At 69.8% G+C, this 26,144-nt stretch carries 28 protein-coding genes; 12 read left to right on the top strand and 16 right to left on the bottom strand.

The features are described 5' to 3' along the window. Nucleotides 1-39 precede the first annotated feature (39 nt). Together ACH34Q_RS20455 and ACH34Q_RS20450 are read left to right on the top strand one after the other, a co-directional pair. Entirely contained in the window at nt 40-372 is a 333-nt protein-coding gene (locus tag ACH34Q_RS20455) for a metallopeptidase family protein (RefSeq protein ID WP_395984780.1), read from the top strand. A gap of 109 nt (nt 373-481) precedes the next feature. Continuing rightward, a complete protein-coding gene (locus ACH34Q_RS20450) occupies nt 482-2,044 on the top strand; it encodes an MFS transporter (RefSeq protein ID WP_395984581.1) in 1,563 nt (520 codons plus the stop codon). Between the two features lie 90 nt (nt 2,045-2,134). Here the strand turns inward: ACH34Q_RS20450 and ACH34Q_RS20445 are convergent, their stop codons facing one another. Beyond that, nucleotides 2,135-2,482 carry a PspC domain-containing protein gene (locus ACH34Q_RS20445; RefSeq protein WP_395984580.1) on the bottom strand — a complete coding sequence of 116 codons (348 nt, stop codon included), beginning with the start codon at nt 2,480-2,482 and terminating at the stop codon, nt 2,135-2,137. A 142-nt stretch (nt 2,483-2,624) separates the two neighbouring features. Between ACH34Q_RS20445 and ACH34Q_RS20440 the strand changes: the two genes are divergently transcribed. Beyond that, complete coding sequence (locus tag ACH34Q_RS20440; RefSeq protein WP_395984579.1) at nt 2,625-3,776, top strand: acyl-CoA dehydrogenase family protein; 1,152 nt, start codon at nt 2,625-2,627, stop codon at nt 3,774-3,776. Between the two features lie 177 nt (nt 3,777-3,953). After that, complete coding sequence (locus ACH34Q_RS20435) at nt 3,954-4,991, top strand: aspartate-semialdehyde dehydrogenase (protein WP_395984578.1); 1,038 nt, start codon at nt 3,954-3,956, stop codon at nt 4,989-4,991. Nucleotides 4,992-5,241: 250 nt separating this feature from the next. Here ACH34Q_RS20435 and ACH34Q_RS20430 read toward each other — a convergent pair whose 3' ends face one another. The 4 genes from ACH34Q_RS20430 to ACH34Q_RS20415 form a co-directional block, all read right to left on the bottom strand. Next, nucleotides 5,242-5,466 (bottom strand): DUF2277 domain-containing protein, encoded by a 225-nt coding sequence (locus tag ACH34Q_RS20430; protein ID WP_395984577.1) that lies wholly within the window; start codon nt 5,464-5,466, stop codon nt 5,242-5,244. Nucleotides 5,467-5,510: 44 nt separating this feature from the next. After that, nucleotides 5,511-6,476 carry a M28 family metallopeptidase gene (locus ACH34Q_RS20425; RefSeq protein WP_395984576.1) on the bottom strand — a complete coding sequence of 322 codons (966 nt, stop codon included), beginning with the start codon at nt 6,474-6,476 and terminating at the stop codon, nt 5,511-5,513. A gap of 160 nt (nt 6,477-6,636) precedes the next feature. Next, the gene (locus ACH34Q_RS20420) at nt 6,637-8,280 is read right to left on the bottom strand and encodes a M4 family metallopeptidase (protein WP_395984575.1); all 1,644 of its coding nucleotides are present in this window, start codon (nt 8,278-8,280) and stop codon (nt 6,637-6,639) included. Nucleotides 8,281-8,608: 328 nt separating this feature from the next. Further along, complete coding sequence (locus ACH34Q_RS20415) at nt 8,609-9,646, bottom strand: alpha/beta hydrolase-fold protein (protein ID WP_395984574.1); 1,038 nt, start codon at nt 9,644-9,646, stop codon at nt 8,609-8,611. Between the two features lie 289 nt (nt 9,647-9,935). On the opposite strand from ACH34Q_RS20415, the gene ACH34Q_RS20410 reads away from it, so the two are divergent. Together ACH34Q_RS20410 and ACH34Q_RS20405 are read left to right on the top strand one after the other, a co-directional pair. Further along, complete coding sequence (locus ACH34Q_RS20410) at nt 9,936-10,343, top strand: T3SS (YopN, CesT) and YbjN peptide-binding chaperone 1 (protein WP_395984573.1); 408 nt, start codon at nt 9,936-9,938, stop codon at nt 10,341-10,343. 180 nt (nt 10,344-10,523) lie between these two features. Continuing rightward, a complete protein-coding gene (locus ACH34Q_RS20405) occupies nt 10,524-11,288 on the top strand; it encodes an isocitrate lyase/phosphoenolpyruvate mutase family protein (RefSeq protein WP_395984572.1) in 765 nt (254 codons plus the stop codon). 70 nt (nt 11,289-11,358) lie between these two features. On the opposite strand, the gene ACH34Q_RS20400 is transcribed toward ACH34Q_RS20405, so the two are convergent. Continuing rightward, entirely contained in the window at nt 11,359-12,549 is a 1,191-nt protein-coding gene (locus ACH34Q_RS20400; protein WP_395984571.1) for a cytochrome P450, read from the bottom strand. Nucleotides 12,550-12,795: 246 nt separating this feature from the next. Here ACH34Q_RS20400 and ACH34Q_RS20395 point away from each other — a divergent pair, with 246 nt between their 5' ends. Further along, complete coding sequence (locus ACH34Q_RS20395; RefSeq protein ID WP_395984570.1) at nt 12,796-13,611, top strand: SAM-dependent methyltransferase; 816 nt, start codon at nt 12,796-12,798, stop codon at nt 13,609-13,611. Nucleotides 13,612-13,617: 6 nt separating this feature from the next. Here ACH34Q_RS20395 and ACH34Q_RS20390 read toward each other — a convergent pair whose 3' ends face one another. From ACH34Q_RS20390 to ACH34Q_RS20375, 4 genes are all read right to left on the bottom strand, one after another. Next, nucleotides 13,618-14,139 carry a carboxymuconolactone decarboxylase family protein gene (locus ACH34Q_RS20390; RefSeq protein WP_395984569.1) on the bottom strand — a complete coding sequence of 174 codons (522 nt, stop codon included), beginning with the start codon at nt 14,137-14,139 and terminating at the stop codon, nt 13,618-13,620. A gap of 12 nt (nt 14,140-14,151) precedes the next feature. Then, nucleotides 14,152-14,943, bottom strand: a complete 792-nt coding sequence (locus ACH34Q_RS20385) for a hypothetical protein (protein WP_395984568.1) — start codon at nt 14,941-14,943, stop codon at nt 14,152-14,154. 109 nt (nt 14,944-15,052) lie between these two features. Continuing rightward, nucleotides 15,053-15,799, bottom strand: coding sequence for a glucose 1-dehydrogenase (locus tag ACH34Q_RS20380; RefSeq protein ID WP_395984567.1), 747 nt, complete (start codon nt 15,797-15,799; stop codon nt 15,053-15,055). Continuing rightward, the gene (locus ACH34Q_RS20375; RefSeq protein WP_395984566.1) at nt 15,796-16,923 is read right to left on the bottom strand and encodes an LLM class flavin-dependent oxidoreductase; all 1,128 of its coding nucleotides are present in this window, start codon (nt 16,921-16,923) and stop codon (nt 15,796-15,798) included. Before ACH34Q_RS20375 ends, ACH34Q_RS20380 begins: the two co-directional genes overlap by 4 nt. A gap of 115 nt (nt 16,924-17,038) precedes the next feature. Between ACH34Q_RS20375 and ACH34Q_RS20370 the strand changes: the two genes are divergently transcribed. Then, nucleotides 17,039-17,689 carry a helix-turn-helix transcriptional regulator gene (locus ACH34Q_RS20370; RefSeq protein ID WP_395984565.1) on the top strand — a complete coding sequence of 217 codons (651 nt, stop codon included), beginning with the start codon at nt 17,039-17,041 and terminating at the stop codon, nt 17,687-17,689. A gap of 67 nt (nt 17,690-17,756) precedes the next feature. Here ACH34Q_RS20370 and ACH34Q_RS20365 read toward each other — a convergent pair whose 3' ends face one another. Then, entirely contained in the window at nt 17,757-18,239 is a 483-nt protein-coding gene (locus ACH34Q_RS20365; protein ID WP_395984564.1) for a flavin reductase family protein, read from the bottom strand. 99 nt (nt 18,240-18,338) lie between these two features. Between ACH34Q_RS20365 and ACH34Q_RS20360 the strand changes: the two genes are divergently transcribed. After that, entirely contained in the window at nt 18,339-19,796 is a 1,458-nt protein-coding gene (locus tag ACH34Q_RS20360) for a FadD3 family acyl-CoA ligase (RefSeq protein WP_395984563.1), read from the top strand. Here the strand turns inward: ACH34Q_RS20360 and ACH34Q_RS20355 are convergent. Beyond that, complete coding sequence (locus ACH34Q_RS20355; RefSeq protein ID WP_395984562.1) at nt 19,791-20,408, bottom strand: PadR family transcriptional regulator; 618 nt, start codon at nt 20,406-20,408, stop codon at nt 19,791-19,793. The two genes, ACH34Q_RS20360 and ACH34Q_RS20355, sit on opposite strands and share 6 nt — an antisense overlap. Nucleotides 20,409-20,470: 62 nt before the next feature. On the opposite strand from ACH34Q_RS20355, the gene ACH34Q_RS20350 reads away from it, so the two are divergent. Then, nucleotides 20,471-21,229 (top strand): glucose 1-dehydrogenase, encoded by a 759-nt coding sequence (locus tag ACH34Q_RS20350; RefSeq protein WP_395984561.1) that lies wholly within the window; start codon nt 20,471-20,473, stop codon nt 21,227-21,229. 78 nt (nt 21,230-21,307) lie between these two features. Here ACH34Q_RS20350 and ACH34Q_RS20345 read toward each other — a convergent pair whose 3' ends face one another. The 3 genes from ACH34Q_RS20345 to ACH34Q_RS20335 form a co-directional block, all read right to left on the bottom strand. Further along, nucleotides 21,308-22,186: a hypothetical protein gene (locus tag ACH34Q_RS20345; protein WP_395984560.1), complete on the bottom strand. Its 879-nt coding sequence runs from the start codon at nt 22,184-22,186 to the stop codon at nt 21,308-21,310. A 213-nt stretch (nt 22,187-22,399) separates the two neighbouring features. After that, nucleotides 22,400-22,591 carry a DUF397 domain-containing protein gene (locus ACH34Q_RS20340; protein ID WP_395984559.1) on the bottom strand — a complete coding sequence of 64 codons (192 nt, stop codon included), beginning with the start codon at nt 22,589-22,591 and terminating at the stop codon, nt 22,400-22,402. Then, nucleotides 22,588-23,403 carry a helix-turn-helix transcriptional regulator gene (locus ACH34Q_RS20335; RefSeq protein WP_395984558.1) on the bottom strand — a complete coding sequence of 272 codons (816 nt, stop codon included), beginning with the start codon at nt 23,401-23,403 and terminating at the stop codon, nt 22,588-22,590. The genes ACH34Q_RS20340 and ACH34Q_RS20335 overlap by 4 nt, the downstream gene beginning before the upstream one ends. A gap of 66 nt (nt 23,404-23,469) precedes the next feature. Between ACH34Q_RS20335 and ACH34Q_RS20330 the strand changes: the two genes are divergently transcribed. After that, entirely contained in the window at nt 23,470-23,931 is a 462-nt protein-coding gene (locus ACH34Q_RS20330; RefSeq protein WP_395984557.1) for an ATP-binding protein, read from the top strand. A 75-nt stretch (nt 23,932-24,006) separates the two neighbouring features. Here ACH34Q_RS20330 and ACH34Q_RS20325 read toward each other — a convergent pair whose 3' ends face one another. Then, a complete protein-coding gene (locus ACH34Q_RS20325; protein WP_395984556.1) occupies nt 24,007-24,900 on the bottom strand; it encodes an IclR family transcriptional regulator in 894 nt (297 codons plus the stop codon). Nucleotides 24,901-24,975: 75 nt separating this feature from the next. On the opposite strand from ACH34Q_RS20325, the gene hsaA reads away from it, so the two are divergent. Continuing rightward, complete coding sequence (hsaA, locus tag ACH34Q_RS20320) at nt 24,976-26,142, top strand: 3-hydroxy-9,10-secoandrosta-1,3,5(10)-triene-9,17-dione monooxygenase oxygenase subunit (protein ID WP_395984555.1); 1,167 nt, start codon at nt 24,976-24,978, stop codon at nt 26,140-26,142. Nucleotides 26,143-26,144: the final 2 nt, after the last annotated feature.

Raw genomic sequence — 26,144 nt, 5'->3', positions numbered from 1 at the left:
ATGTCTCCTTCCGTCAAGCACAATGATGACGTGATCGAGATGACGCGAGAGGCGTTCGAGGAACTCGTCGGCGAGGCCCTGGACACCGTCCCGCCCGGGCTGACCGCGCACATGCGCAACGTCGTCATCGTCGTTGAGGACGACGCGCCCGAGCCCGGCCTGCTCGGTCTCTATCAGGGGGTACCCCTGACGGAACGGGGTGACTGGTACGGCGGGGTCCTGCCCGATCACATCTCGATCTACCGCCACGAGATCCTGCGGATCTGCGAGACCGAGCGCGACGTCGTCGACGAGGTGCGGATCACGGTGGTACACGAGATCGCGCACCACTTCGGGATCGACGACCGGCGGCTGCACGAGCTGGGTTACTGAGCCGTCGCAGAGAGTTTCATGAATTGGGCACTGTAGGTTACGTAACTGCCACGCAGCGTGAGTTAATAGAGAGGTCGTCCGTGACCGGGCGGACCGAACTGGAGCGCGCGTGGCTGAGAGGCAGACGGGTCGGCATCGTCGCCCACCGGAGTCGCAGGCCACCTACCGCGAGGTCTTCGCGGTAGGCGAGTTCCGCGCGCTCTGGCTCGCCCAGGCGCTCTCGTTCATCGGCGACCAGCTGGCGCAGGTCGCGCTCGCGGTGCTGGTGTACGAGGCGACCAACTCCGCGCTGCTGACCGCCCTCACCTACGCCCTGACCTACATACCGCCGATCGTGGGCGGTCCCGTGCTGTCGGGGCTGGCCGACCTGTTCCCGCGCCGCCGGGTCATGGTGATCTGCGACGTCATCCGGGCCGGGCTGATGGCGGTGATGGCCGTGCAGGGCATGCCGTTCTGGGTGCTGTGCGCGCTGGTCTTCCTCACCGTCCTGCTGGGCGCCCCGTTCAGCGCGGCCCGGGCGGCGGTGCTGCCGGACGTGCTGACCGGCGACCGGTACGTGGCGGGCTCGGCGATCAACAACATCACCCACCAGGCCGCCCAGATGCTCGGCTTCCTGGCCGGCGGCGCCATCGTGGCGATGGTCGGCACCGGCGAGGCCCTCGCACTCAACTCGGCCACGTTCGCCGTCTCGGCCCTGGTCCTGGTCGCCGGCCTGCGCCGCAGACCGGCGCCCAAGCGGCGCGAGCGCGAGTCGCTGGGGCTGTGGAAGGGCACCGTGGACGGCGGCCGGCTGGTGTTCGGCGACCCGACGCTGCGCGCGCTGGTGTCGTTCGCGTGGTTGTGCGGCTTCTACGTGGTGCCGGAGGGCCTGGCCGCCCCGTACGCGGCGACCTTCGACGGCGGCGCGGTGACGGTCGGGCTGCTGATGTCGGCGATGCCCACCGGGATGGTCATCGGCGCGTTCGTGTTCAGCCGCTGCGTCCGGCCGACCAACCGGATCCGGTCCATGGGCTGGATGTCGATGCTGGCCTGCGCCCCGCTGCTCGGTGCCGCCCTCCACCCCCCGCTGTGGGCCGTGGTGGCGCTGTGGGCGCTCTCAGGGGCGGGCAGCGCCTACCAGCTCGCGGCCAACGCCGCGTTCGTCGCCGCCGTGCCCGCGGCCGGGCGCGGGCAGGCGTTCGGGCTGGCGCAGTCCGGCATCCTCGCCGGACAGGGCCTGGGCATCCTGATCGCGGGTGCGGCCGCCCAGCTACTCGGCCCCGAGACGGTCGTCGCGTTCGCCGGGGCGCTGGGGCTGTCGCTGGCCGCGATCCTCACGCTGTCGTGGAACCGGGCCTGCGGCGGGGTGATCGCCGCGATGTACGCCCGTTCCGAGGCCGCTCACAGCGCGACTCAGGCCGTCAGACCCGTCCCGGTACCCAGCGAGCCGGCCGGTCCGGGCGGCCTAGGAGGGGCGGACGAGTCGAGCGAGCCGACGGTGGCCGAGACCGATGGTCGCACCGGCGTGAACGGCGATCCGCAGGTTGTCGACGCGCACCTCGACGCCGACATCGAGGTGCCCTGGCCGGCCAGGGGTGGTGGCCACGCCACGCACGGACGGCATGGGGGACGAGACGACGGCGGCTCCGAGAGGCCGCCGCGCGGCGCCCGCCGCTCCGCCCCCGCCCCCTGAGCCCCACGCCCTGAGGAGTTCGGGAGCCGGGCGGGCTCTCGTCGAGCCGCCCGGCTCGGCCGGTCCCGGGCTCCGAGGGGAATCCACGGGTCAGATGTGCATGTGGTCCTTGGAGTCCTGGGTGGAGTCCTTCTGGGTGTTCTTGTTGAGGCCGTCCTTGGTCTTCTGGATGGTCTCCTGGACCTTGGGGTTCTCGTTGGCCTTCTTGAAGAGGTCCTCGGCGATCGAGGTGGGGCGGCCCTCCTCAGGGATCAGCACCCAGCCGAGCGCGTAGATCCCGATCCCGGCGCCGCCGAAGATCGTGAAGATGCCGAGGCCGAGCCGGATGATGTTGGCGTCCACGCCGAGGTAGCGCGCGGCGCCCGAGCAGACTCCGGCGACCATGCGGCCGTCGTGGGTGCGGCGCAACTGCTTCTGGGTGCTCTTCTCCATGTCCATGCTTAGATCCTGCCCAATCGATGGTGGCTTCGATATCGGGATTCGCCCTGATTCGCCCCTGAGCGGACCCCTGATCCCGGGAGCCTCGTTTCCCCGACGTACCCTGACGGCGATACCCCGCCCCGGCGAAAGGATGCCCCGGATGGACGTGCTGCGCGTCGATGACAGGCTGACCGATGAGGAGCGGATGATCCGCGACTCGGTACGGGCGCTGGTGGCCGAGCGGATCGAGCCGAACGTGGCCGGATGGTTCGAGGACGGGACGTTCCCCGCTCGCGAACTGGCCCCCGAGCTGGGAAAACTCGGACTGCTCGGGATGCACCTGGAGGGGTACGGGTGTGCCGGGGCGAGCGCGGTGGCGTACGGGGTGGCCTGCCGCGAGCTGGAGGCCGCCGATTCGGGGCTGCGGAGCTTCGTGTCCGTGCAGGGCTCGCTGGCGATGGCGGCGATCTACAAGTACGGATCGGAGCAGCAGAAGCAGGAGTGGCTGCCCCGGATGGCCTCCGGGGAGGCCCTCGGGTGCTTCGGGCTGACCGAGCCCGACCGGGGCTCCGATCCCGGCGACATGCTCACGCGGGCCCGCAGGGACGGCACGGACTGGGTGCTGAACGGCACCAAGATGTGGATCACGAACGGCTCGATCGCCGATGTCGCGGTCGTGTGGGCGAAGACGGACGAGGGCATCAAGGGCTTCGTCGTCCCCACCGGGACGCCCGGATTCTCCGCCAGTGACGTCCACCAGAAGCTGTCGCTGCGGGCCTCGGTCACGTCCGAGCTGGTCCTCGACGACGTACGGCTCCCGGCCGACGCCGTCCTGCCCGAGGTCACCGGACTGAAGGGCCCGCTGGGCTGCCTGTCGGAGGCCCGGTACGGGATCCTCTGGGGCGCCGTGGGCGCGGGCCGTTCCTGCTACGAGACGGCCGTCCGGTACGCGCAGACCCGCGAGCAGTTCGGCAAGCCCATCGGCGCCTTCCAGCTCACCCAGGAGAAGCTCGCCTGGATGGAGGTCGCGCTGGGCCAGGCGGGCCTGGTCGCGCTGCACATCGGGCGCCTCAAGGACGAGGGGAAGGTCACCCCGCAGCAGGTCTCGTTCGGCAAGCTCTCCAACGTGCGGGCGGCCCTGGACGTGGCCCGCCAGGCCCGTACGGTCCTCGGCGCCAACGGGATCACCCTGGAGTATCCGGTGATCCGGCACATGAACAACCTCGAATCCGTCCTCACGTACGAGGGCACGCAGGAGATCCACCTGCTCACCCTCGGCAAGGCCATCACCGGCCTGGACGCCTTCCGCTGACCAGAGGGGGCACCGCCCCGGCTTGTGTGCCGGGGAAGGGTGAAGGTGTGCTTAAGGTTGTATGGAAGGATTTTTGATTGGACGTGAGGCCGTCACCTGGGCAGACTCGTTGACCCAGGTCAGCGATGGCCGGGAATGACGGACGACGCGTACGCGACAGGCGACAGAGGGAGCGGCATGAGAATCGGGATCGTCGGCGCCACCGGACAGGTCGGGAGCGTGATGCTCGGGATCCTGGCCGAACGCGGGTTCCCGCTGGACGAGCTGCGGCTGTTCGCCTCGGCGCGCTCGGCCGGGCGCAAGCTGGCGTGGCAGGACACCGAGCTGACCGTCGAGGACGCCGCCACGGCGGACTACAGCGGCCTGGACATCGTGCTGTTCTCCGCCGGCGGTGCCAGCTCCAAGGAGCTGGCACCGAAGGTCGCGGCCGCGGGCGCGGTCGTGATCGACAACTCCTCCGCCTGGCGCCGCGACCCGGACGTGCCGCTGGTCGTCTCCGAGGTCAACCCGCACGCGGTGGCCGTACGGCCCAAGGGGATCATCGCCAACCCCAACTGCACCACGATGGCCGCGATGCCGGTGCTGCAGCCCCTGCACGCCGAGGCGGGGCTGGCCGCGCTGGTCGTGTCCACCTACCAGGCCGTCTCCGGCAGCGGGCTGGCGGGCGTGGCGGAGCTGTACGAGCAGGCGGGCAAGGTCGTCGAGGGCGCCGACCGGCTGACCCACTCCGGTGACGCGGTGGAGTTCCCCGAGCCGCGGGTGTACGTACGGCCCATCGCGTTCAACGTGCTGCCGATGGCGGGCTCGATCGTCGACGACGGGCTGGCCGAGACCGACGAGGAGCAGAAGCTCCGCAACGAGAGCCGCAAGATCCTGGAGATCCCCGACCTCAAGGTCTCGGGCACCTGCGTGCGCGTCCCGGTCTTCACCGGGCACTCGCTGCAGATCAACGCCCGGTTCGAGCGGCCGATCAGCCCGGAGCGCGCCGCCGAGCTGCTCTCCGGCGCGGCCGGCGTGGCACTGTCGGACGTTCCCACGCCGCTGCAGGCGGCGGGCAAGGACGACACCTTCGTGGGCCGGATCCGCAAGGACGAGACCGTCGAGAACGGGCTGGCGCTGTTCTGCTCGGGCGACAACCTGCGCAAGGGCGCCGCGCTCAACGCCGTCCAGATCGCCGAGCTGGTCGCCGCCGAACTCGCGGCCGAAACGGCCTAAGCCTGTCTCAACACGGTCAGGGCCTGTCTCGACGGGCCTCAGCCACTCTCAAGGGCCTTCACCGGCGAGCGAACGGCCTTAACCACCGCGCGGGCGAACGGGCCTCAACCACCGCGCGAGCGCGTGACCTGCCCGGGTGAGGCGAAGCCGAAGGCGAGCCTCACCCGGGCAGATCGCGAAGCGATGCCGCGCTCGCACAAGAACCGGTCAGGGTGCGAGCCGCCAGGCGAGCATCCTGGGCCGGGTCTTTTTAAGCACTCCGTCTTCCCCTGATCTCCAGGGATGCCAGCAGCTCGGCGGTGCTGCGGGTGATCTCCTCGACGGCGCGGTCGAACGCCTCGGCGTTGTGCGCGGCCGGGGCACGGAAGCCCGAGACCTTGCGCACGTACTGGAGCGCGGCCGCCCTGATCTCGTCGGGGGTCACGGTCTCTGGAGCGGTGGGCGTGGGTCGGAGTGTTTTGATGCTGCGGCACATACCCCCATTGTCACCAACGGGTCCGACGATTCGTCATCCGGCTTTCAGGCGGGACCCGACAGCGCCCAGATCGCGTGCGCGATCGAGTCGGAGTTGCGGTCCAGTGCGGTGTCGTTGATGTTGGACGTCGTGTCGCAGGAGCTGTGGTAGCAGCGGTCGAAGGCGACTCCGGCCTGCCCGCCCCACAACTGGGCCTGGGCGGTGGTCTTGCGGCCCTCGGCGCCGGTGAACGTACCGCCGGCGGGGATCCCGACCCGGATGAACGGACCGTAGTCGGATCGGCCGTCGAAGTCGGTGCCCCGGGTGGTGACGCCGATCCCCGAGAAGTAGGAGTTGATCGTGCTCTCGATCTGGGCGGAGCCCGCCGGGCCGGGGCCGGAGCCCACGCCGTCGGAGTTGTCGCCGTCGTAGACGAAGTAGCCCGCGTTGGGCGAGCCGACCATGTCGTAGTTGAGGTAGCCCTTGATCCTGGAACGCTCGGTGGCGGTCAGGCTGCTCACGTACCGGCTGGATCCGATCAGGCCCAGCTCTTCGGCGCCCCACCAGCCGAAGCGCAGGTGCTTGGTCGGCTGGTAGCCGCTGCGGGCCACGGCCAGGGCCGCCTCCAGGATGGCGGCGGAGCCGGTGCCGTTGTCGTTGATCCCGGCTCCGGAGCGCACGCTGTCGAGGTGGGCGCCGGCCATCAGGACCTGGTTGGCGTCGCCACCAGGCCAGTCCGCGATCAGGTTGTAGCCGGTGGCGCCGTTGTAGCTGAACGAGCGGATGCTCGTCTGGTACCCGGCGGAGTCCAGCCTGGCCTTCACGTAGTCGAGCGAGGCGCGGTAACCGGGACGGCCGTGCGCGCGGTTGCCGCCGTTGGCGTTGGAGATCGACTGGAACTGGCTCAGATGGGCCTTGACGTTGGCGATCGGGATGTCCGGCGCCGCCGCGGCCGAGGCGGGCGCGATGGGGGTCAGGGTGGCCGCGGCCAGAGCGATCGCTCCGGCGAAGCCGAGCAGGCGGGTTTTCACGGGGGGCTCCTCTGGAAGTTGCCTGGGAGTGCGAGCTGCGGGGCCCGCTGGGGGCGCGGGGGCTGCGGTCTGGGGTCCGCAGCCCCCGCCGTTCTGGGAGGAGATGCGGCCGTACGGGGCGGGCCGAGAAAGGGCGCCCCGTACGGCCGCCATCGAGAGGTCAGCCCGTGCAGGTCGTGGGCTCACCGCTCGAGGCCGGGACGCTGACAGCGGTCCAAGCGGCCCGGGTCGTGGTGAAGTCGGTGCAGGTGGCCTTGCCGACCCGTACCAGGTTGAGCACCGCCGTGAGGGACGCGCGGCGCGCGGTGGTGTGCGTCCAGGTCGTGGTCTTCAGGTTGAGGGTCTCCATGAAGATCCGGCCGGCCTTCTGCACGCCCACCCCGGTGATGGAGGTGCCGTTGCAGGTGGAGCTGTTGGGACGGCCGTTGCCGGGATCGTTGGCGTTGGATCCCTCGGCCAGCAGGTAGAACCAGTGGTTCTGGACGCCGGCCGCCGCGTGCACTTCCATTCTGGGGACGGACGAGCTGTAGCAGTTGGGGTGGCCGCTGATCGCCGAGGGGTTGGGCATGTTGCGGATCGGGCCCCTCCCGACCAGGTCGACCTCCTCGCCCACCAGGTAGTCGGGCGGGTCGTAGTTCAGCAGTGCGGTCGTCCCGGAGATCTGCTCGCTGACGCGCGGCTCGTTCAGGTACCACTCGGTCAGCGCGCCGAAGATGTCGCCGGTCGACTCGTTCAGGCCGCCCTTCTCGTTGGAACCGCCGGAACCGCCCGGGGTGACCTGGAAGATCCCGTGCCCGAGCTCGTGCGCGACGACGTCGGTGGGCGTGGCCTGGCGGGTCCCCGAGCTGTTGCGGCCGAAGTTGGCGTAGCTGCCGTTCCAGTACGCGTTGGCCTGGTTGAGGCCGACGCGCATGGGCCAGCCGCGTCCGGTGCCGGTGAGTCCGTTGCGTTCCAGCCAGCCCTTGGCCATGTCGAACTCGGCCTGGGCGCCGCGCATCGCGTCGACGCAGGCGGTTTCGAGGTTGCTGCCGCCCGCGTTGCCCCAGGCGTCGTCGCTGCCCGAGTAGACGGTGCCGCTCTGGTTGCCGCAGCTGATGCCGGGACGGCCGGGGTCGCGCATGCTGAACGTGCCGCCGGACGCGGTGGTGGCGATGTTCGTGGGCTGCTGGCTGCCGCCGTGGTAGTAGCTCCGGTCGTCGTCGACGTCCCGGACCTCGTCCCACTGCTGGGCGACCTTGCCGGTCTTCGCGTCCACCAGGACGTGCAGGCGGCTCGGCCGCCCGTCGGCGTTCGTGCCGTCGACGACGGTCTCGTACACGAGCCGTCCCGTGCCGGTGGCCTCGGCCAGGACGGTGAGGGCCGGGGCGGAGGTACGGGTGGGCTTGGCGAGACGGCCACGGGAGACCGTTCCTGCCTTGGCCGCCGCGACCTTGGGCGTCGTCGAGACCTCGATCGGGGCGCTCTGGTTGACCGTCGTGCCGAGAACGTTCCCGGCGGCGTCGGTCGTCACGACGAAGTCGCCGCCGCGTACCGGAAGGCCCGCGTGGGTGCGGTCGTACGCGACGTACTGCAGGCCGCCGGCCCCGGTCGTGACGCCCCGGCGGACGATGTCGTCCTTCGGTGAGGCGTGGACGGCGGCTGCTCGGGCGGCGACCAGGCGGTCGGCCGAGGCCGCGGCGGCCTTCGGCGAGGGGGAGGGGGACGGGGGAGCGGTACGGGCGGTGGTGGCGGTGGCCGGAGCGGACATCGACACGGCGAGGCCTGCGGTGATCGCCGCGGCCGCCAGCGCGGTCTGGTGTCGCACGGGGGGAGCTCCTTCCAGGGGCCGGGCGGTTTCCGTGCCGCGAAGTTCCTTGTGGGAGTGCTCCACGGATCGGGGGCCGGTCGGCCGCCCGGCGGTGAACGGGGGGGGGCTGGGACGGGGCGTCCCCGCGAGGGCTGGGGGATGTCGTTGGTGCGGGGCCACCACGTCCGACTGAGTTGTCCAGAAGTGCAACCCAGTGGCCGAGAAGTGTCAATGAATCCACTTAAGACTGGATTTTCAAGTTTTGACATCCGGCCTGTCGAACTCCGGAAACCGGCGCCTGGGCAGCCCGAACACCCGCCCCGTCCGAGGGCGGCCACCGTTCACTTCAACGGACTGGGGGCGCGATGCGCTCGCAGAGCCAGGCGAGCGAGAGGGGGTAGCGGTAGTCGATGCCGCCGTGCGCGGCGTCGAAGAGCTCGAAGTGGATCGCCTTCTCCTCGACGCCGTTGTCGATCAACGCCTGCCGGAACGCCTGGGCGCCCACGTCGAGATACCACTCGTCACGGGTCCCGCCGTCGATCCAGATGGCCCGCTGGGACCGCATCGCCTCGGCGTGGCGCGGGACCATCCGTACCGGGTCCCGGTCCAGCCAGCGCTGCCACACCTCCGGCCGCAGCACCCCGGTGACGGGATCGAACGGCAACTCGGGAGTGCTGTCGTCGCGCGCGGAATAGGAGGCGGTGTAGCCGAGGACCTCCAGCAGCTTGAAGTCCTCCTGCTTGCTGAGCGGGACCCGCGAATTGAAGTCGTCCCACCATGCCGCGATGTCGCCGTCATAGGCCCGCAAATGGCGGACGGCCGCCGGAAAATCGGGCAGGTAGCAGTATTCGAATAGCGCGTCCCCGGCATGGGTGGCCAGCGCGCCGAACAGATCCGGCCGCAGCATCGGCGTGATCATCGCGCCATATCCGCCGGACGACTTCCCGGTGATGGCCCGGTGCGCGGGCTCGGCGAGCGTCCGGTACCGCGCGTCCACCCACGGGACGATCTCGTCGCAGAGGTAGGAGTGGTAGCGCCCGGTGCCGGGCGAGTCGAGGTACTGGCTGCCGCCGTAGGACGTCCAGGTGTCCACGTACACCACGATCGCGGGCGGCGCGTCGCCGCGCGCGAACACCTCGTCCGCCGTCTCCGGGAAGGGCCTGCGGAACGGGGTCCGGTTGCGCCACATCGCGACATGGCCGGTGAAGCCCATGATCACGTACACGGTGGGGTAGCGCCGGCCGGGATCGTCGTCGTATCCGGGCGGCACGTACACCCACAGCGGGCGCTCGTGCGGATCGCTCAGCGGGTTGCCGCGCAGCGTCTCGCTCACGACGGTGTGCTCGTCGACGCGGCCGGCGAGTTCGGCGGACCAGGGCAGCATGCGATGCTCCTTCCACGGTGTCCGGTCCCCCGACGCTAACCGATGCGCCCGCCGAAGTGATCACCACGGCCGCCGCGGCCTTTGCTGACATCCGGCTAATTGGATGGCGGTGAACCGGCGACGACTATTGCTGGAGGTGCCGGAATTCACCCGGCCGAATCGCCAATCGGCAAGTGGTGATTGGTCCGGATCTGCTAGCCTCCGCCCGTTGGCGCCGCGTCCGTCCGGTCGCCGGCGCCCGCGAAACCGAGTGGAACCGAACGGGGAAAGGCCGTACATGAGCCGAGAGATGTCCGTCGCGCACGTCGACAAGATCCTCGCCGCCTACCTGGAGACCGACGAGGTGGTCTACGACGAGGAGGGCGACGTACCGATCCGCCGTGGCAGCGCGCTCTACTACGTCCGCATCGGGCGCACCGAGCCGTACCGCGTCGAGATCGTGTCCACGGTGCTGAGCGGCGTCGAGGAGAGCTTCGAGCTGCTCCGCGCGCTGAACGAGATCAACGCCGGCATCTACGGCATCCAGGCCTACTTCCGCAACGGCCGGGTGATCTTCAGCTCCGATCTGCTCGCCGACACCCTGCAGGCGGAGGAGCTGGAGCGGGCCTGCGCGCTGATCAGTGGTGCGGCCGACAAGTACGACGACGAGCTGCAGGCCAAGTTCGGCGGCAAGAAGACGTTCGAGGACGAGGCGTAAGACCTCCGAGATCGTGGCGTGGGGGCGTGCGACTCGCCTCCACGCCATGCCCGTCCGCCGGGGGCCTGCCTGCCTGTTACCCGGGCCCGCTGTCACACCGGGCTTCTTGTCACGAAATGCGCCGCAGGGCAGCCCCCTTGCTGAAGGCTCTCAGGACGCAGCCCACCAGAGGGAGACACCGTGACCGACCACAACGCCAATGCCGCACGCCTCCGCGAGCTGCACCGTCCCGGCGAGCCGCTGATCCTGCCGAACGCCTGGGACGCCGCGAGCGCCACCATCCTCGAAGAGGCCGGGTATCCGGCCGTGGCCACCGCCAGCGCCGCGATCGCCGCGATGCTCGGCTACCCCGATCATGAGGGCGCTCCGGCGGACGAGATGCTCGCCGCCGCCGCCCGCGTCGTCCGCGCGGTGCGCGTTCCGGTGACCGTGGACGCCGAGGCCGGCTACGGACTGCCCGCCGCCGAGCTGGTGGAACGGCTCGTGACCATGGGCGCCGTCGGCTGCAACCTCGAGGACACCGACCACAAGACCGGTGCCCTCGTCCCCGCCGCCGAGCAGGCCGAGCGCATCGCCGCCGTACGGGCCGCCGCCGAATCCGCCGGCACCGACCTGGTCATCAATGCCCGGGCCGACGTCTTCGTCAACAAGGTCGCCGAGCCGGTCGCGGAGGCCATCGAACGAGGCCGCCTCTACCTGGAGGCGGGCGCCGACTGCATCTACCCGATCGCGGTCTCGGCCGAGGACGACATCGCCGTCCTCGCCAAGGAGATCCCCGGGCCCATCAACACCAACAGCTTCCCCGGTGGCGCGACCCCGGCCCGCTTGGCGGCCCTCGGCGTGGCCCGCATCTCGTTCGGGCCGATGCCGTACCTCATGGCCCTGGACACCCTGAAGGGCATGGCCAACCGCCTCCTGGCAGGCGACGACCCGTACACCGCGTGACCGCTCCGTACCGGCGCGCGGACGCGGACGCGCTCGCGCGCCGGTACGGGACAGTACCGGTCGGGACGGCTTACTTGCGGGCGGTGATGCGGGTGGGCAGGGACGCGAAGCCGCGGTTGTTGGACGAGCGCACGCGCTTCGCCTGGTCGGCGTCGATCTCGTAGTCGGCGACGACGTCGATGACCTCCTGGAGCGCGATGCGCGCCTCCAGGCGGCCGAGGTTGGCGCCCAGGCAGTGGTGCCGGCCGTTGCCGAACGCCAGCGACGCGCTCGTGTCGCGGTCGAGGTCGAACCGGTCGGGGTCGGTGAAGACGCCGGCGTCCCGGTTGGCCGAACCGGTCAGCAGCAGGACACGCGCGTCCGCCGGGATCGTGACGCCGTGCAGCTCGACCTCCTCGGTGGTCGAACGGGCGAGCGCCTGGGTCGACGGGTCGTACCGCAGCGTCTCCTCCACCCAGTCCTCGACCCGGCCGCCGAACGCCCTGGCCCGCTCCTCGGGGTGCGTCCAGGCGGCGTGCCAGGCGTTGCCGAGCATCAGCATCGTGGTCTCGATACCGGCGCCGACCAGCAGGATCAGGACGCCGACGATCTCTTCGGGGGTGAGCCTGTCCTCGTCCTCGGCGGCGTCCAGCAGCCCGGACAGCAGGTCGTCACGGCGCTCCTTGCTGCGCGCGATGGTCAGCTCGGTGTAGTAGCCGACCAGGGCACCGATGGCCTGCAATGCCTCCGGCGGCAGGTCGTCGCCCGGCCCGGCGGCCTCGTCGCGGTACATGATGGCCATCCCCAGATCGCGCACCAGCGCGCGGTCGGACTCGGGGACGCCGACCAGTTCCGACACCACGTCGGTGGGGAAGCGGGCGGCGAAGTCGGTCATCAGGTCGAACGTGCCGTTCTCCAGATGCGGCTCGATGCAGGCACGGGCGATCTCGCGGATGCGGGGGCCGAGTTCCTGAATGCGCTTCTGGGTGAAGGCGCGCGACACCAGCCCGCGCATCCGGCTGTGCCGGGGCGGGTCCATGGCGACGAACGAGAAGAACTTCTCTGCGTCGGGTCCCCAGAAGGCGGCTTCGATCCGGAGGCCGTTGACACTGGAGAAACGGCTGGAATCCTTCAGTGCCGCCACGACGTCGGCGTGCCGGGACAGCGCCCAGAAATCGTCATTCTCGTTCCGGTAAACCGGCGACTCTTCGCGCAGCCGCGCATACACCGGGTAGGGATCGTCCTGGATCGCGAAGTCAAAGGGGCTGTAGAAGAGATCCATGCCTGCCTTCCGGGTCGTCACATACCTGCGGAACGATCCTGATCTTTATCCGGACCGCCCGCCACCCTTTTCGCGATAACGGTGTGGTCCCCGGGAGTTCTGTACGCTTAGTGAACGGGCGAATACCCGGGGACCCGATGCGGGTATCGGTCGGGTCCGTATGCACAATAGGATTTGTGATCTTCACTTCCGGCGCGGTCGCGACTGCCGGCGCGGTCGCGTACCGGGCAACGAATCGAGGTCGCCATGGAGACTGAGCCGGTTCCGCCCGGGATCGACCCGACGAAGGCGCACCCGTCCCGGCGGTACAACTACTGGCTCGGCGGCAAGGACAATTTCGCGGTCGACCGGGAGTCGGCGGAGACGGTCGCCTCGGTGTTCCCGACGGTCGGTTTGTCCGCCCGGGAGAACCGCGCGTTCCTCGGACGGGTGGTGCGCCATCTGGCCGGGGAGGTGGGGATCGACCAGTTCCTCGACATCGGCACCGGGCTTCCCTCGGCGGGCAACGTGCACGAGATCGCGCAGTCGATCGAGCCGGCCGCGCGGATCGTCTATGTCGACAACGACCCGATCGTGCTGGCCCATGCCCGCGCGCTGCTGCCGAGCGATCCCGCCGGCCGGACCGCCTACCTCCACGCCGACCTGCTCGAACCCGGCCGGATCCTGACCGACCCGGCCCTGCTGCGGACGCTGGACATGTCCCGGCCGGTCGCGCTGATGCTGGTCGCGATCATGCACTTCATCGAGGACGACCAGGACCCGTACGGCATCGTCGAGCGGCTGCTCGCCGCGCTGCCGCCGGGGAGCCACATCGTGCTGACGAACGCGACGGGCGACCATCTCACCCCCGAGCAGTACGCCGAGAGCAAGACGGCGAACGCGCGGAGCGGGGTACCGTTCCGGCTCCGCAGCCTGGAGGAGTTCACCCGGTTCTTCACCGGGCTCGAACTGCTTCCTCCCGGCATCGGCTCGGTCGTCGACTGGCGTCCCGACGTACCGCCGGAGAAGCGGCCGTCGGTGGAGGACGTCTCGATGCTGTGCGGCGTCGCCCGCCTCCCCTGAGGCTCGTCATCCGGTGGACGGCTGGATCCCGGCGACGAGGTTGAACGATCCGGTCAGCTGGTTCAGGCTCACCAGGCCGGGGATCTCGGCGATGACGCGGTCGCTCCATCCGTGCGCGCGCAGCGCGGCGACGTCGTCGCCCGTGAGTGAGGCCGGCTCGGTCAGCACGCGGACGGCGAACTCCACCAGCGCCGCCTCGCGCGCGTCGGTCGAGGTCCCCTGCCGGGCCAGGGCGATGTCGGTCTCGGTCAGCCCCGCCGCCCGTCCGGCCTCGGTGTGCGCGGCCAAGCAGGTACCGCAGCCGATCCACTCCTGGAGCGCCAGGGAGATCTTCTCGCTCAGCGGGCGGGGGATCTTGATCCGCTTCATCGCCCGGGAGAACTCGAGGTAGCCCTGCAGCACGGCCGGCGAGTGCGCCATCGTGCTGATCATCTCGCCGGCGGCGCCGTGCCGTCCGATGATGTCGTCGAGCAGTTCGCGGGACTTGGCGGGCGCTTCAGCGGGGGTGAGCGCCGGGAGGTTCCTCATGACTCGTCCCGCTCAGCCGGTGGTGACGGTGAAGTCGGCGGTACGGACCGTACCGCCGTGCTTGAAGTCCAGGAACAGCCGGTACGTGCCCAGACCGGGGAGCTCGATGTGGAAGCCGATCTCCGGGCCGGGCTCGGTGCGCCCGTCGCCGGGCTCACCGTCCGGGTGGACGTGGACATAGGCCAGGTCGCCCGCGCGCAGGACGACCAGGTGCCCGTACGCGGCGAGGTAAGGCTCCAGGTCCGTGACCGGCCGCCCGTTCTCGCGGACGGTGACGGTGATCCGGCGGCCCTCGCCGTGCGTGGGCTCGCCGTCCAGGGTGAGCTCGTACGGGCCGACGGCGGCGACCCTGGCGGGCGCCGGGACCGGCCGGGGCGTGAACGGGCCGCCGACCTGCAGGTCGGCGCCCAGCGTCAGGGTGCGGCCGAGCGCCTCGGGTGCGACGTCGGTGAAGATCCGGTACGTCCCGGCCTCCGGCAGGTCCAGCGGTACCGACCAGCTCCCGTCCCCGTTGTCGACCGGGTGCAGGTGCCAGAACGAGGTGAGGTCCCGGCGGGCGACGATGAAGTGCAGCTTCTTGTCGTGGATCGTCGCCAGCTCCCGTACGGGCTCACCGCCGGGACCCAGGATCCGGAACCTGAACTCGGTGGCCCCGGGCCGCAGGATGGCGGTGTCGGGCGCGAGCGTGTAGCCGTCCTGCGAGATGAGCAGCCCGCCGGGCGTACCGCCGCCGTGGGCTGCGTGGCCGGTCTGAGCCGCGTGGTCGGTGTGGGCTGCGTGGGTGTCGCGCGCCGTGGTCGTCATCGCCGGTTCCTCCGATGTGATCGTTCCGCCTGTGACCACACCAACCATGTACCCCCCGGGGGTATTTCCTCGCCCCGGCTCCGTTACCTCTTCGTTACCTCATTAGGGATCAGGCGGTGGTGAGGCCGCCGTCGATCGCGAGTTCGGTGCCGGTGATGTACGACGACACGTCCGAGGCCAGGAACAGCACGAGGCTCGCCACGTCCCCCGGGATCCCGGCTCGGCACAGCGGGACGTTCGGTGTCCTGCCCCCGCTGCGTTCGGTGAACTCCGCGATCATCGGGGTGTCGATGACGCCGGGATGGACGGTGTTGACCCGGATCCCGTCGCCGGCCAGGTCGAGCGCGGCGGAACGGGTGAGGCCCCGCAGCCCGAACTTGCTCGACCCGTACGCCGCGTGCCCCGCGATGCCGACCAGGCCCGCGGTGGAGGAGATGTTGACGATCGAGCCGCCGCCTGCCGCGCGCATCGCGGGCGCGACGGCCTGGATGCCCAGGAACGGGCCGATCAGGTTGATCTGCAGGAGTTGCTCGAAGCCCTCGCGGGACTGCCGTTCGACCGGGGCCGTCCGCCAGATCCCGGCGTTGTTGACCAGGACGTCCAGCCCGCCGAACCGCTCGGTCGCGGTGCCGGCGACCGCGGCCCAGTCGTCCTCGGAGGTGACGTCCTGCCGGACGAACACCGCACTGCCGCCGATCGACTCGGCGACGGCGCGGCCCTCCTCCTCCAGGACGTCGGTGAGCACGACCTTCGCGCCGGCCTCGGCGAACAGCCGGGCCTCGGCCTCGCCCTGACCGCGCGCCGCTCCGGTGATGATCGCGACCTTGCCGTCGAGCGCCGGGATACCGGACGTCACGCGGAGGCGCCGTTCCGGAAGTGCGGGATGACCTTCTCGCCCCACTGCTTGATCGTCTCCATGCAGGCCTCCTGCGGGACGGTGCCCATCTGGATGAGGCACATGACCTCGTCCACGCCGATGTCGGCGAGCCGCTGCACGTACTCGATGGCCTGGTCGGCGGTGCCGTAGGCGTGCTCGGCGTTGAACGCGCCGGTGTCCTGGGGACGGGCGGGGATGTTGGCCTCGTTCAGCCGCGCGACCAGGTCCTCCTTGTCCTTGGCGAGGGCGGCGATGTTGTCGTCGTCCTCGGTGTCCTCGCGGGGGGCGGGGGCGTTGCCGTACCAGTGCGCGATGGCCTCGGCGAAGAAGCGCTGGCCGCGCGCGCCGATCTTCAGGGCCTTCGCGGGATCGTCCAGGACGATCGTCGGGCACAGCGCGACGAACTTGTCGTTGGTGTCGGTGGAGACGAGCCGCTCGGGCGTACGGGTGCGGACGGTCGCGTGGTAGAGGTCGTACATCTCCTTGACCTCCTCCGGGCCGGCGAAGCCCATGACCAGCGCGCCGACGCCCAGTTCGGCGGCGAGCTTCACGGTGTCGCGCTTGGAGCAGGCCATGTAGAGCGGCGGGTGCGGGGTCTGGACGGGACGCGGCAGGATCTTGGCGGGACCGACGTCGAGCGTCTCGGTGTGCCAGTCGACCTCGTCCTTGCGCCAGGCGTTGGCCAGGAAGCCCAGGCTCTCGATCATCTGCGGGTACGTGTCGGCGGCGCTGACGCCGTACATCCCCATCTCCATCCGGGTGGAGCCGCGGCCGCCGCCGACGTCGAGCCGCCCGCCCGACAGCGCGTCGAGCATGCCGACCCGTTCGGCCACGCGCACCGGGTGGTTGTAGTTGAACGGCATGCAGACGACGCCGTGGCCGATCCGGATCGTGGACGTCTTCGCGGCCACCCAGGTCAGGAAGATCTCGGACGCGGTCATGTGCGCGTACCGCTCCAGGCCGTGGTGCTCGACCGCCCAGACCCGGTCGAAGCCCATCTCCTCGCCGTAGACGGCCTGGTCGACCGAGTCGAGGAGGACCTGGCGCTCGCGCTCGGGCGTCGGGTCGGTGAGCTGGGCCTCAAAGATCATCGAGAACTGCACGGGAGCCTCCCTGGGTGCCGGGCTGGATTTCCGGGGCGATTATATTCCGGTTAGGTATATTTCTAATAGGTATATCACGGTCGGGAGCCGTGCCGCCATCGGTACGCTGCCGGGTGTGACACAGGAGCCGCCGAACCTGCCGCCGACCAGCTGGGCCGTGCTCGGCCTGCTCTCGTTCGGGCAGGAGCTGTCCGGATACGACCTGAAGAAGTGGGCCGACTGGAGCCTGAAGTTCTTCTACTGGAGCCCCTCGTACAGCCAGATCTACGGCGAGCTGAAGCGGCTGGAGAAGGCGGGGTACGCGCTCTCGCGGGTCGAGTTGACCGAGAGCACGCGCGGCAAGCGGGTCTACGCGATCACCGACGCGGGCCGCGAGGCGGTCACCCGCTGGGCCAGGGACGCCCCGGTCGAGCCGCCCATCCTCAAGCACGGGGTGATGCTGCGGGTGTGGCTCGGTCACCTGATGGGGCCCGAACGGCTGCGCGAGGTGATCGAGCAGCACCGCGACTACGCCGACCGGATGCGTCGGCTCGCCGAGGCGGACGCCACGGGCGCGGCCGAGGTACCCGAGTGGGCCTATCCCGAGATGGTGCTGCGCTGGTCGCAGCGGTACTACGAGTCCGAGCGCGAGCTCGCCCAGCAGATGCTCGACGACCTGGACGACCTCGCGCGGCATCCGCGTCCCCAGCCCGAGGCCGGGGCCGTCGCCGATCTCGACAAGCTGCACCCCGAGTTGGAGAAGTCGCACCCCGACCGGGAGAGGTAGAAGCCCGACCTGGAAGGGGAGAAGCTCGGCCTGGAGAGGTGGCACGCCGACCGGCTCCCCGTCCGGCTCAGGCGATGCTCTCGAAGGAGCCACGGAAGAACAGCAGCGGATCGGCGTCGCGCTCGGCGGTGAGCGCGGTGACCGCCCCGATGACGATGCTGTGGTCGCCGCCTGGCAGCTCGGTGGCCAGATCGGCCTCGATCCAGGCGAGCGCGCCCGGCAGCAGGGGCGAGCCGTTGGCGCCCTCCACCCACTCGACACCGTCGAACTTGCGCGGCCCGGCGAGCGACTGGCACACCTCCAGCTGGTCGGCGGCCAGCACGCTGACCGCGAACCGCCCGGCCGCCCGGATCTTGGGCCAGCTCGACGAGCCGTTGCCGGGGCAGAACGTCACCAGGGCCGGTTCCAGCGAGAGTGAGCAGAACGACTGGCACGCCATGCCGACCGGGGCACCGTCCAGCAGGGCCGTCACGGCGACCACGCCGCTGGCGAAGGTGCCGAGGACCCGCCGCATCTCGTCCGGGTTCACCTCGGGAGCGGTGATCGTCATGACCGGAACCTCCAACTATTTCTTTTAGGAATATTCCGATTAGAAGCAGTGGTGTGGTTCGATGTCAAGGACATGTCCCGGCGACGGAGAGAGGGACGCATGGTTCCGGACACGATCCCGGCGCTCGTCGAGTACGCCGCCACCGCCCACGGCGACCGCGAGGCGCTGGTGGACGGCGACGTCCGCTGGACGTACGCCGAACTGGCCGCCGAGGTGCGCGGTGCCGCCCGCGCGGCGGTCGCGCGCGGTGTACGGCCCGGCGACCGCGTGGGGATCTGGGCACCGAACGGGCGGCACTGGATCGTCCAGGCGATCGGCCTGGCCTGCGCCGGCGCGGTGCTCGTCCCGCTCAACACCCGGTACAAGGGCGCCGAGGCGGCCGACATCCTGCGCCGCAGCCGGGCCACCGCCCTCTACACCGTGAACGGCTTCCTCGGCGTCGACTACCCGAGCCTGCTCAAGGGCGAGGATCTCCCCGACCTGGCCACGATCGTGCTGCTGGACGAGGCGTACACCGCTTCCGAGATCCCGCTTCCCGAGGTATCGCCGGACGACTTCTCCGACGTCATCTTCACCTCGGGCACGACCGGCAAGTCCAAGGGCGTCCTCACCACGCACCGCCAGAACCTGCGCGTCTTCGCCGACTGGTCGAGCGTCGTGACGCTCCGTCCCGGTGACAGGTACCTACTGGTCAACCCGTTCTTCCACACGTTCGGGTACAAGGCCGGGATCCTCGCCTGCCTGCTCAACGGCGTCACGATGGTCCCCGAGCCGGTCTTCGATGTGGCCCGGGTCGTCGAGCGGCTGGCCGAGGAGCGGATCAGCGTGCTGATGGGCCCGCCGACGATCTTCTACGCGCTGCTGGAGCTGCCCGAACGGCCCGCGCACGCGATCCGGCTCGCCGGGACGGGCGCCGCCAACGTCCCGGTCGACCTGATCCGCCGGATCCGGGACGAGCTGGGCGTGCCGTCGGTCTTCACCGGCTACGGGCTCAGCGAGTCGTGCGGTGTCGTCTCGGTCTGCCCGGTCGACGCCGACGCCGAGACCGTCGCCACCACGACCGGCCCAGCGCTGCCCGGTACCGAGGTACGGATCGACGAGGCGACCGGCGAGATCCTCGTCCGGGGCCACAACGTCATGCACGGCTACCTCGACGACCCGGCCGCGACCGCCCAGGCCATCGACGCCGACGGCTGGCTGCACACCGGCGATGTCGGCGTACTCGACGGCCGCGGCTACCTGTCGATCACCGACCGGCTCAAGGACATGTTCATCGTCGGCGGCTTCAACGCCTATCCCGCCGAGATCGAGAGCGTGCTCGTCACCCATCCCGCCGTCGCCGACGCCTCGGTCATCGGCGTCCCGGACGACCGGCTGGGCGAGGTCGGCGCCGCCTACCTGGTCGTACGGTCCCCGATCGAGCCCGCCGAGCTGACCGCCTGGCTGCGCGAGCGGCTCGCCAACTTCAAGGTCCCGCGCAGCTTCCATGTCGTCGAGGCGCTGCCCCGCAACGCCGGCGGCAAGGTGCTCAAGCAGGAACTCCGGAGGATGTCATGACCCGTTCGGTATCCGCTCCGGCTCCGGCTCGCCCTGGCCGTCCTCGCGCCGCGCCAGGTCGTCGAGATCGGCGAGCATCCGGTCGGCGAGATCGCGCTGGGCGGTGTAGTACCGGGTCGCCCAGCGGGTGACGAGCTCCGGGTACGCCCAGCCGGGGACCTGCGCGGACACCGACTGCGAGTACTCCGCCTCCGCGCGCGTCCGCTCGGCGTCGGACCGGTGCTCTTCCAGCTGCTCGCGCAGCAGTTCGGGGCTCGACAGGTGACCGAGCCAGGCGCGCAGCATCGGGCCGTGCTTGAGCACCGGGGGCTCGACCGGGGCATGTGCGGCCCACTCGGCGAGTGCGGCCCGTCCCGGCTCGGTGATCGTGTAGACCTGTTTACCTCGCCCGTCGTCGGCGACCGCCGCCCGCGAGACCGCGTAGCCGAGCCGCTCCAGCCGCTTGAGCTCGGAGTAGATCTGGCTCATCGCCGGGCTCCAGTAGAAGAAGCGCAGCACGTGGTCGGCCCACTGCCGGATCGCGTACCCGGTCATCTCCTCACCGAAGGACAGGATCCCGAGCACCGCCCACGCGGTCGCGGGGAGCTTGCCGGAGTCGGCGGTACGGGCCATGACCGCAACCCTAAGCCCATCCAAGATCAGCCCATTCAAGGCACAGGCAGAAGGAGTCACCCATGAAGGACAAGGTCGTCATCGTGACCGGCGGCGCCCGCGGCATCGGCGCGTCGGCAGCCGCCGCCATGGCCGGGCAGGGCGCGAAGATCGTGATCGCGGACCTGCTGGAGGAGGACGGCCGCAAGACCGCCGCCGAGCACGGCGGCCTGTTCGTCAAGCACGACGTGACCAGCGAGGAGAGCTGGCAGGCGGTCGTCGCGGCGGCGCTGGAGGCGCACGGCCGGATCGACGGCCTGGTCAACAATGCCGGGGTCGCCTCCAACCTGCTGATCGAGAAGGAGTCCCTGGAGTACTTCGAGAAGGTCCTGAAGATCAACCTCTCCGGGGTCTTCCTCGGCCTCAAGGCCGTCCTGGAGCCGATGAAGGCGGCCGGCGGCGGCTCGATCGTCAACATCTCCTCGGCGGCCGGGCTGACGGCGCTGCCCGGGACGGCCGGGTACGGCTCGTCCAAGTGGGGCGTCCGCGGCCTCACCAAGATCGCCGCCCTGGAGTTCGGCCCGTACCGGATCCGGGTCAACTCGGTCCACCCCGGCATGACCTACACCGCGATGACGTCCCAGCACGGCGCGCAGGTCGGCGAGGGGATGTTTCCGCTGGCAGCGCTCGGCCGCGTCGGCGTCCCCGACGAGATCGGCGCGGCCGTCTCGTTCCTCATCTCCGACGCCGCGTCGTACGTCACCGGCGCGGAACTGGCGGTCGACGGCGGCTGGACCGCAGGCGAGGTGGTCATGCTGGACCAGGTAACCGCCCAAAGCTGACCCCGTCGCACCCGGTTGACCCGTGGCGTGTTCGCCTCGCCGCCGCAGCGGAATGGCGAACACGCCACGAGTCAACGGCTAGGCGGAACGCCGCGCGAGTGCCCGGCGGACCCGGTTGATCAGCAGGTGCGGATGGTGGAAGAGGATGTCCTTGTCGATCCTGATCACGATCCAGCCTTCGTCGATCAGGCGGCCATCGCGTTCGATGTCGTACGCGTACTGGGTGGGGTCCTCCTGATGGTGGGCGCCCTCGTACTGAATCGCGATCTTGGGGTCCTGGTATGAGAGGTCGGGACGCGCGAGCCAGACGCCCCACGCGTTCACGACGTCCTGGTTGACGGCCGGTGTGGGGAGTCCCGCGTCCGTCAGGAGGATCCGCGCCCGGGTCTCGGGAGGGGAGTCCGCGCGCCCGTTCAGGAGCGGTACCGCGTCCCGAGCCCGCTGCACGCCGCGCCTGCGGTGGCAGTCGTTCAGGAAGCCGGTGAGGGCCTCGCGCCTGGTGAGCCCGCGCCGAAGCAGTTGATCACCGGCGGCGATCAGGTCGAAGCGCGGCAGGGCGTGCGCCAGTTCCAGGAAGAGCCGTTCGGGCTTGACGACCCGCCAGCCGCCGTACGTACCGATCTGCTCGGGCGGGATCGCGTACTGGTGGATCCGCAGCCGTTTGATGCGGGGCGCCGTCGGCAGTTTCGCGGGCACCGCGACATGGATGCCCTGATCGTTCCGCGGTACGGCGAGCCTGTACAGGCGTGCCGCCGTCACCCCGCAGAAGACGGCATCCTCGGGTAACACCAGGTCAGCGGCACGGCAGTGAAGTTCCACCGAGTCGGGCATGTCCGCCGGCGCATAGACATCGTGGTGAAGGTGCCGGAAGTGTCCACCGGCGAGTTGATCCTTGGTGATCCCCAGACGCAGGGCGTGCGTTCCCCGGAACGGACCGGACAGCAACTTGTCGGGCACGTGGTTCCCATGACGTGGCATACCACCGGTTCTGTCGCCAATGGAGATCCACAACACCCAATCTTCACACAAAGTCACCGACCAGCCACATATCCGGGATCCGCCTCCCGTTGACTCGTGGCGTGTTCGCCCTGTCCCGGACGTGGAAAGGCGAACACTCCACGAGTCAACGGGCGGGCGCCGGCCGGACCGGGGGGCGGGGCTGGGGCGGGGTCAGGGGGTGGACGTGCGGTGCTTGATCTGTTCGAGCAGCCCGGCGAACTGATCAGCGGACAGGCTCAGGTGGCCACCAGCCGGGTTTTTGGAGTCTCTGACTCCCACACCCTGCGCAAGCTGCCCCAGTTCAATGCAGACGTCATCGTTAGCGCTGCCACTGTAAGAGCTCTTGCGCCACTGCACGGTCATCCGTATCTCTCCAAGTACATCTTGATCATCTCGCGCGAAGTGTCCTGAGATTCGGCCTTTGCGCCGATACGTTCGAACGTATCAGCAAGCGCCTTGACCTCGTCCGCCATTTCGATCAGGCGCCCGCCACCCTGGGCACCCGCGTAAGCGACGTCCCGGTCCTCAAGACCGATGAGCTGGAAGAATCCCTCGGCCCCCAGGTGCTCTCCGGCCGAGAACGGCACGATCCGCAGGATCACGTACCAGCGTTCTGACAGTTCCAGCAGGTGCTGCAGTTGAGCTTTCATCACCTCTCGGCCTCCGACCTGGCGAGCCAGGACGCCTTCGTCCAGCAATGCCCAGATGTATGGAGGCTCGTCACGTTCCAGAAGCTCACGCTTTCGAGCGAGCCTCCCTGCCAACACCGCCTCCCGGTCCCGGGCCGTGCTGATCCGGCCGAAGGCTCTCGCATAGTCGTCGGTCTGGAGAAGCAGGGGCACGATCTGCCCGTGGTAGACCCTGATCTCGGCCGCCTGCCTCTCCTGCTGGCTGTACTGGCGGAACCAGTTTGGATCGTGGGCCATACGGGCGTACCAGAGGAGCAGCTCGAACAGCCCGCCGGTCTCGAACTTGACGTCGAGCCGCCTGGCGTAGTCGACCTGGAGCTTGGCGCGCCCGGCTTCGATGTTTGAAACACTTGATCGCGCCATTCCGATGATCTTTCCCCATTGCGCCAGTGACAGCCCCTCCTTCTCGCGGACGAACCGCAGGTAGTACGCGAGAAAGTGCCACATGGAGATCTTGGGATCGAGGGGGTCGCGGACGAGCGTCATCGGTCCTCCGGTGTATGAAGTTGCAGTTGATACACCCAACGTTAAGGCGAAAGCCCGATCCTTGGCATGGAAATCGAAAACTGTGTCGAGGAGGCGACAATGGTGACGCCAAAGACAGGAGACCTGTTCCTGTCGATGCTGGGGACCCCGGCCGCGATCGGCTTGGCGCGCACATTGGCCGATCACCGGCTACGCAAATGGGACTATTTCCACATTCTCGACGACGCTCTTCTTGTCGTCGCAGAATTGGTGACCAATGCCGCCGAGGCGACCCCGCTCCGCGAGATCCGTCTTCAGGTCAGCCGCGATGTCGAGGGGATCATCATCGCCGTCTGGGACTCCAGCCGGCGGCTGCCCAAGCCCAAACCCGTCGTCGAACTCGCCCTCGAGGATCTCGATCTCTCGGCCGAATCGTTCGACGACAACGGCGGGTGGGGCCTCCCGCTCGTACAGGCGCTGTCCACAGCCTGTGGGTATACACACGACCCCAGTGGAGGCAAATGGGTCTGGTCCCGCATATGCCCCTAAAGCGAGCCGCCCATGACGTTGACTCGTGGCGTGTTCGCCTGTTCTCCCGCCCTGGAAGGGCGAACACGCCACGAGTCAACTGGGGTGGAGGGCGGGGCGGCGGCGGGCTGGGACGTAGAGGGCACGCCATACGGCGCGGGTCGCCGTCAGGAGGGTCGGGGTCAGGGCTCGCGGGTTGATGCGTTCGGGGGGGCCTGAGAGGGAGATCGCTGCGACCGGGCGTCCGGTGGCGTCGCGCAGGGGTGCGGCGACGCAGGAGATGCCCCGGTAGTTCTCCTCCCGGTCGAGGGCTACTCCGCGCTCGCGGATGAGCGCCAGCTCCCGCCGCAGTGCTTGCGGGCCGGTGATGGTGAACGGGGTACGCGCGGGCGTGCCGGCCTCAAGTGCGGCGGCCAACTCGTCCTCGTCGGCGAAGGCGAGCATCGCCTTGCCCGCGGCAGTGCAGTAGGCGGGCTGCCGGCCGCCCAGCCGGGACGGGATCCGGCCGTTCGGCGAGCCGCCGATCTTCTCCAGGTAGACGATCTCGTGGCCGTCCAGGATCGCCAGGTGCACCAGCGCCCCGGTGGTGGCCTGAAGCCGGTGCAGGTGGGGGAGCGCGGCCTCGCGGAGCCGGTTCTGGTGCGCGGCGAGGGCGCCGAGTTCGATCAGGCCCAGGCCCAGCCGGTACTTGCCGCCCGCGCGTTCCAGGGCCCTCAGCTGGACGAGCTGGTCCATGATCCGGTGCACCGACGAGCGCGGCAGGCCGGTCCGCCGGACCACGTCCGTCATCGACAGCTCGGGCGAGGCGACGGTGAACGAGTACAGGATCCGCGCGGCCCTGGCCAGCATCGACGACTCCAGCTCCGCTGCGGTGGCGGCGGGAACGGCCATGGCGTCCTCCAGTTCGTCGCGTCGGCGGGCGTGCGCGCCGGTCTCCCGCTCACCGGGATTTTTCCTATTTCTAATAGGAACATCCCGCTTAACGTACACGCAACTCGTCCGTGAGCCGGGTCACACGAGTTTCCCCCAGCGGCGCACGAGCGGCACACGAGCAAGGAGCATGAGTTGAGCGAACAGGTTCTTGAGGCCGTGCGGGCCCTCGTTCCCGCCATCCGCGAGCGCGCCGCCGAGGCCGGGGAGGCCCGGAAGGTCCCCGAGGCCACGATCAAGGAGCTGGCCGGCACCGGGTTCTTCCGGCTGCTGCAGCCCAAGCGGTACGGCGGGTACGAGGCCGATCCGGTGCTGTTCTACACCGCGGTCAAGGAGATCGCCGCCGCCTGCGGCTCCACCGGCTGGGTCGCCTCCGTCGTCGGGGTGCACCCCTGGCAGCTGGGGCTCTTCGCCGACCAGGCCCAGCGCGACGTCTGGGGCGAGGACGAGAACGCGCGGATCTCCTCGTCGTACGCGCCGACCGGCCAGATCACCCCGGTCGAGGGCGGCTTCCGGGTCAGCGGGCGATGGAACTTCTCGTCCGGCTGCGACCACGCCCAGTGGGTCTTCCTCGGCGGCCTGGTCATGGACGCCGACGGTGTCCCCACCGACATGCGGACGTTCCTGCTGCCCCGTTCCGACTACCGGATCGACGACGTCTGGGACACCATCGGCCTGCGCGGTACCGGCAGCAACGACATCGTGGTCGAGGACGCGTTCGTCCCCGAGTACCGGACGCTGAGCTTCAACGACACCAGCGCGCTGGACTGCCCGGGCAACGAGGTCAACACCGCGCCGCTCTACCGGCTGCCGTTCGCCGCCGTCTTCACCACCACGGTCAGCGTCCCGGTCGTCGGCATGGCGCAGAGCGCGCTCGACGCGTACCTGACGGCGACCCGTGAGCGGATCCGGATCTCCTACGGCGGCCAGAAGGTGGCCGAGGACCCGTACGCGCAGGTCCGCATCGCCACCGCCGCCAGCGAGATCGACGCGGCATGGCTCCAGCTCAGCCACAACATCGCCGAGCAGTTGCGGGTGACCGCGGCCGGCGAGACCCTTTCGCTGAAGCTGCGGCTGGCCACCCGGCGCGACCAGGTGATGGCCACGCAGCGTTCGATCAAGGCCGTCGACATGCTGTACGAGAACGCGGGCGGCCGCGCGCTCAAGTCGGGCAACCCGATCCAGCGCGCCTGGCACGACGCCCACGCCGGCCGGGTACACGCCGCCAACGACCCCGAGCGGGCGCTGGCCATGTACGGCCAGGGCGCCCTTGGCTTCGAGGTGACGGACGTGATGCTGTGATC

The sequence above is a fragment of the Actinomadura sp. 9N407 genome, from assembly GCF_044326315.1.
Classification (GTDB): domain Bacteria; phylum Actinomycetota; class Actinomycetes; order Streptosporangiales; family Streptosporangiaceae; genus Spirillospora.
The sequence above is the reverse complement of the archived record's forward strand: the minus strand, read 5'-3'. Positions and strand labels throughout refer to the sequence as shown.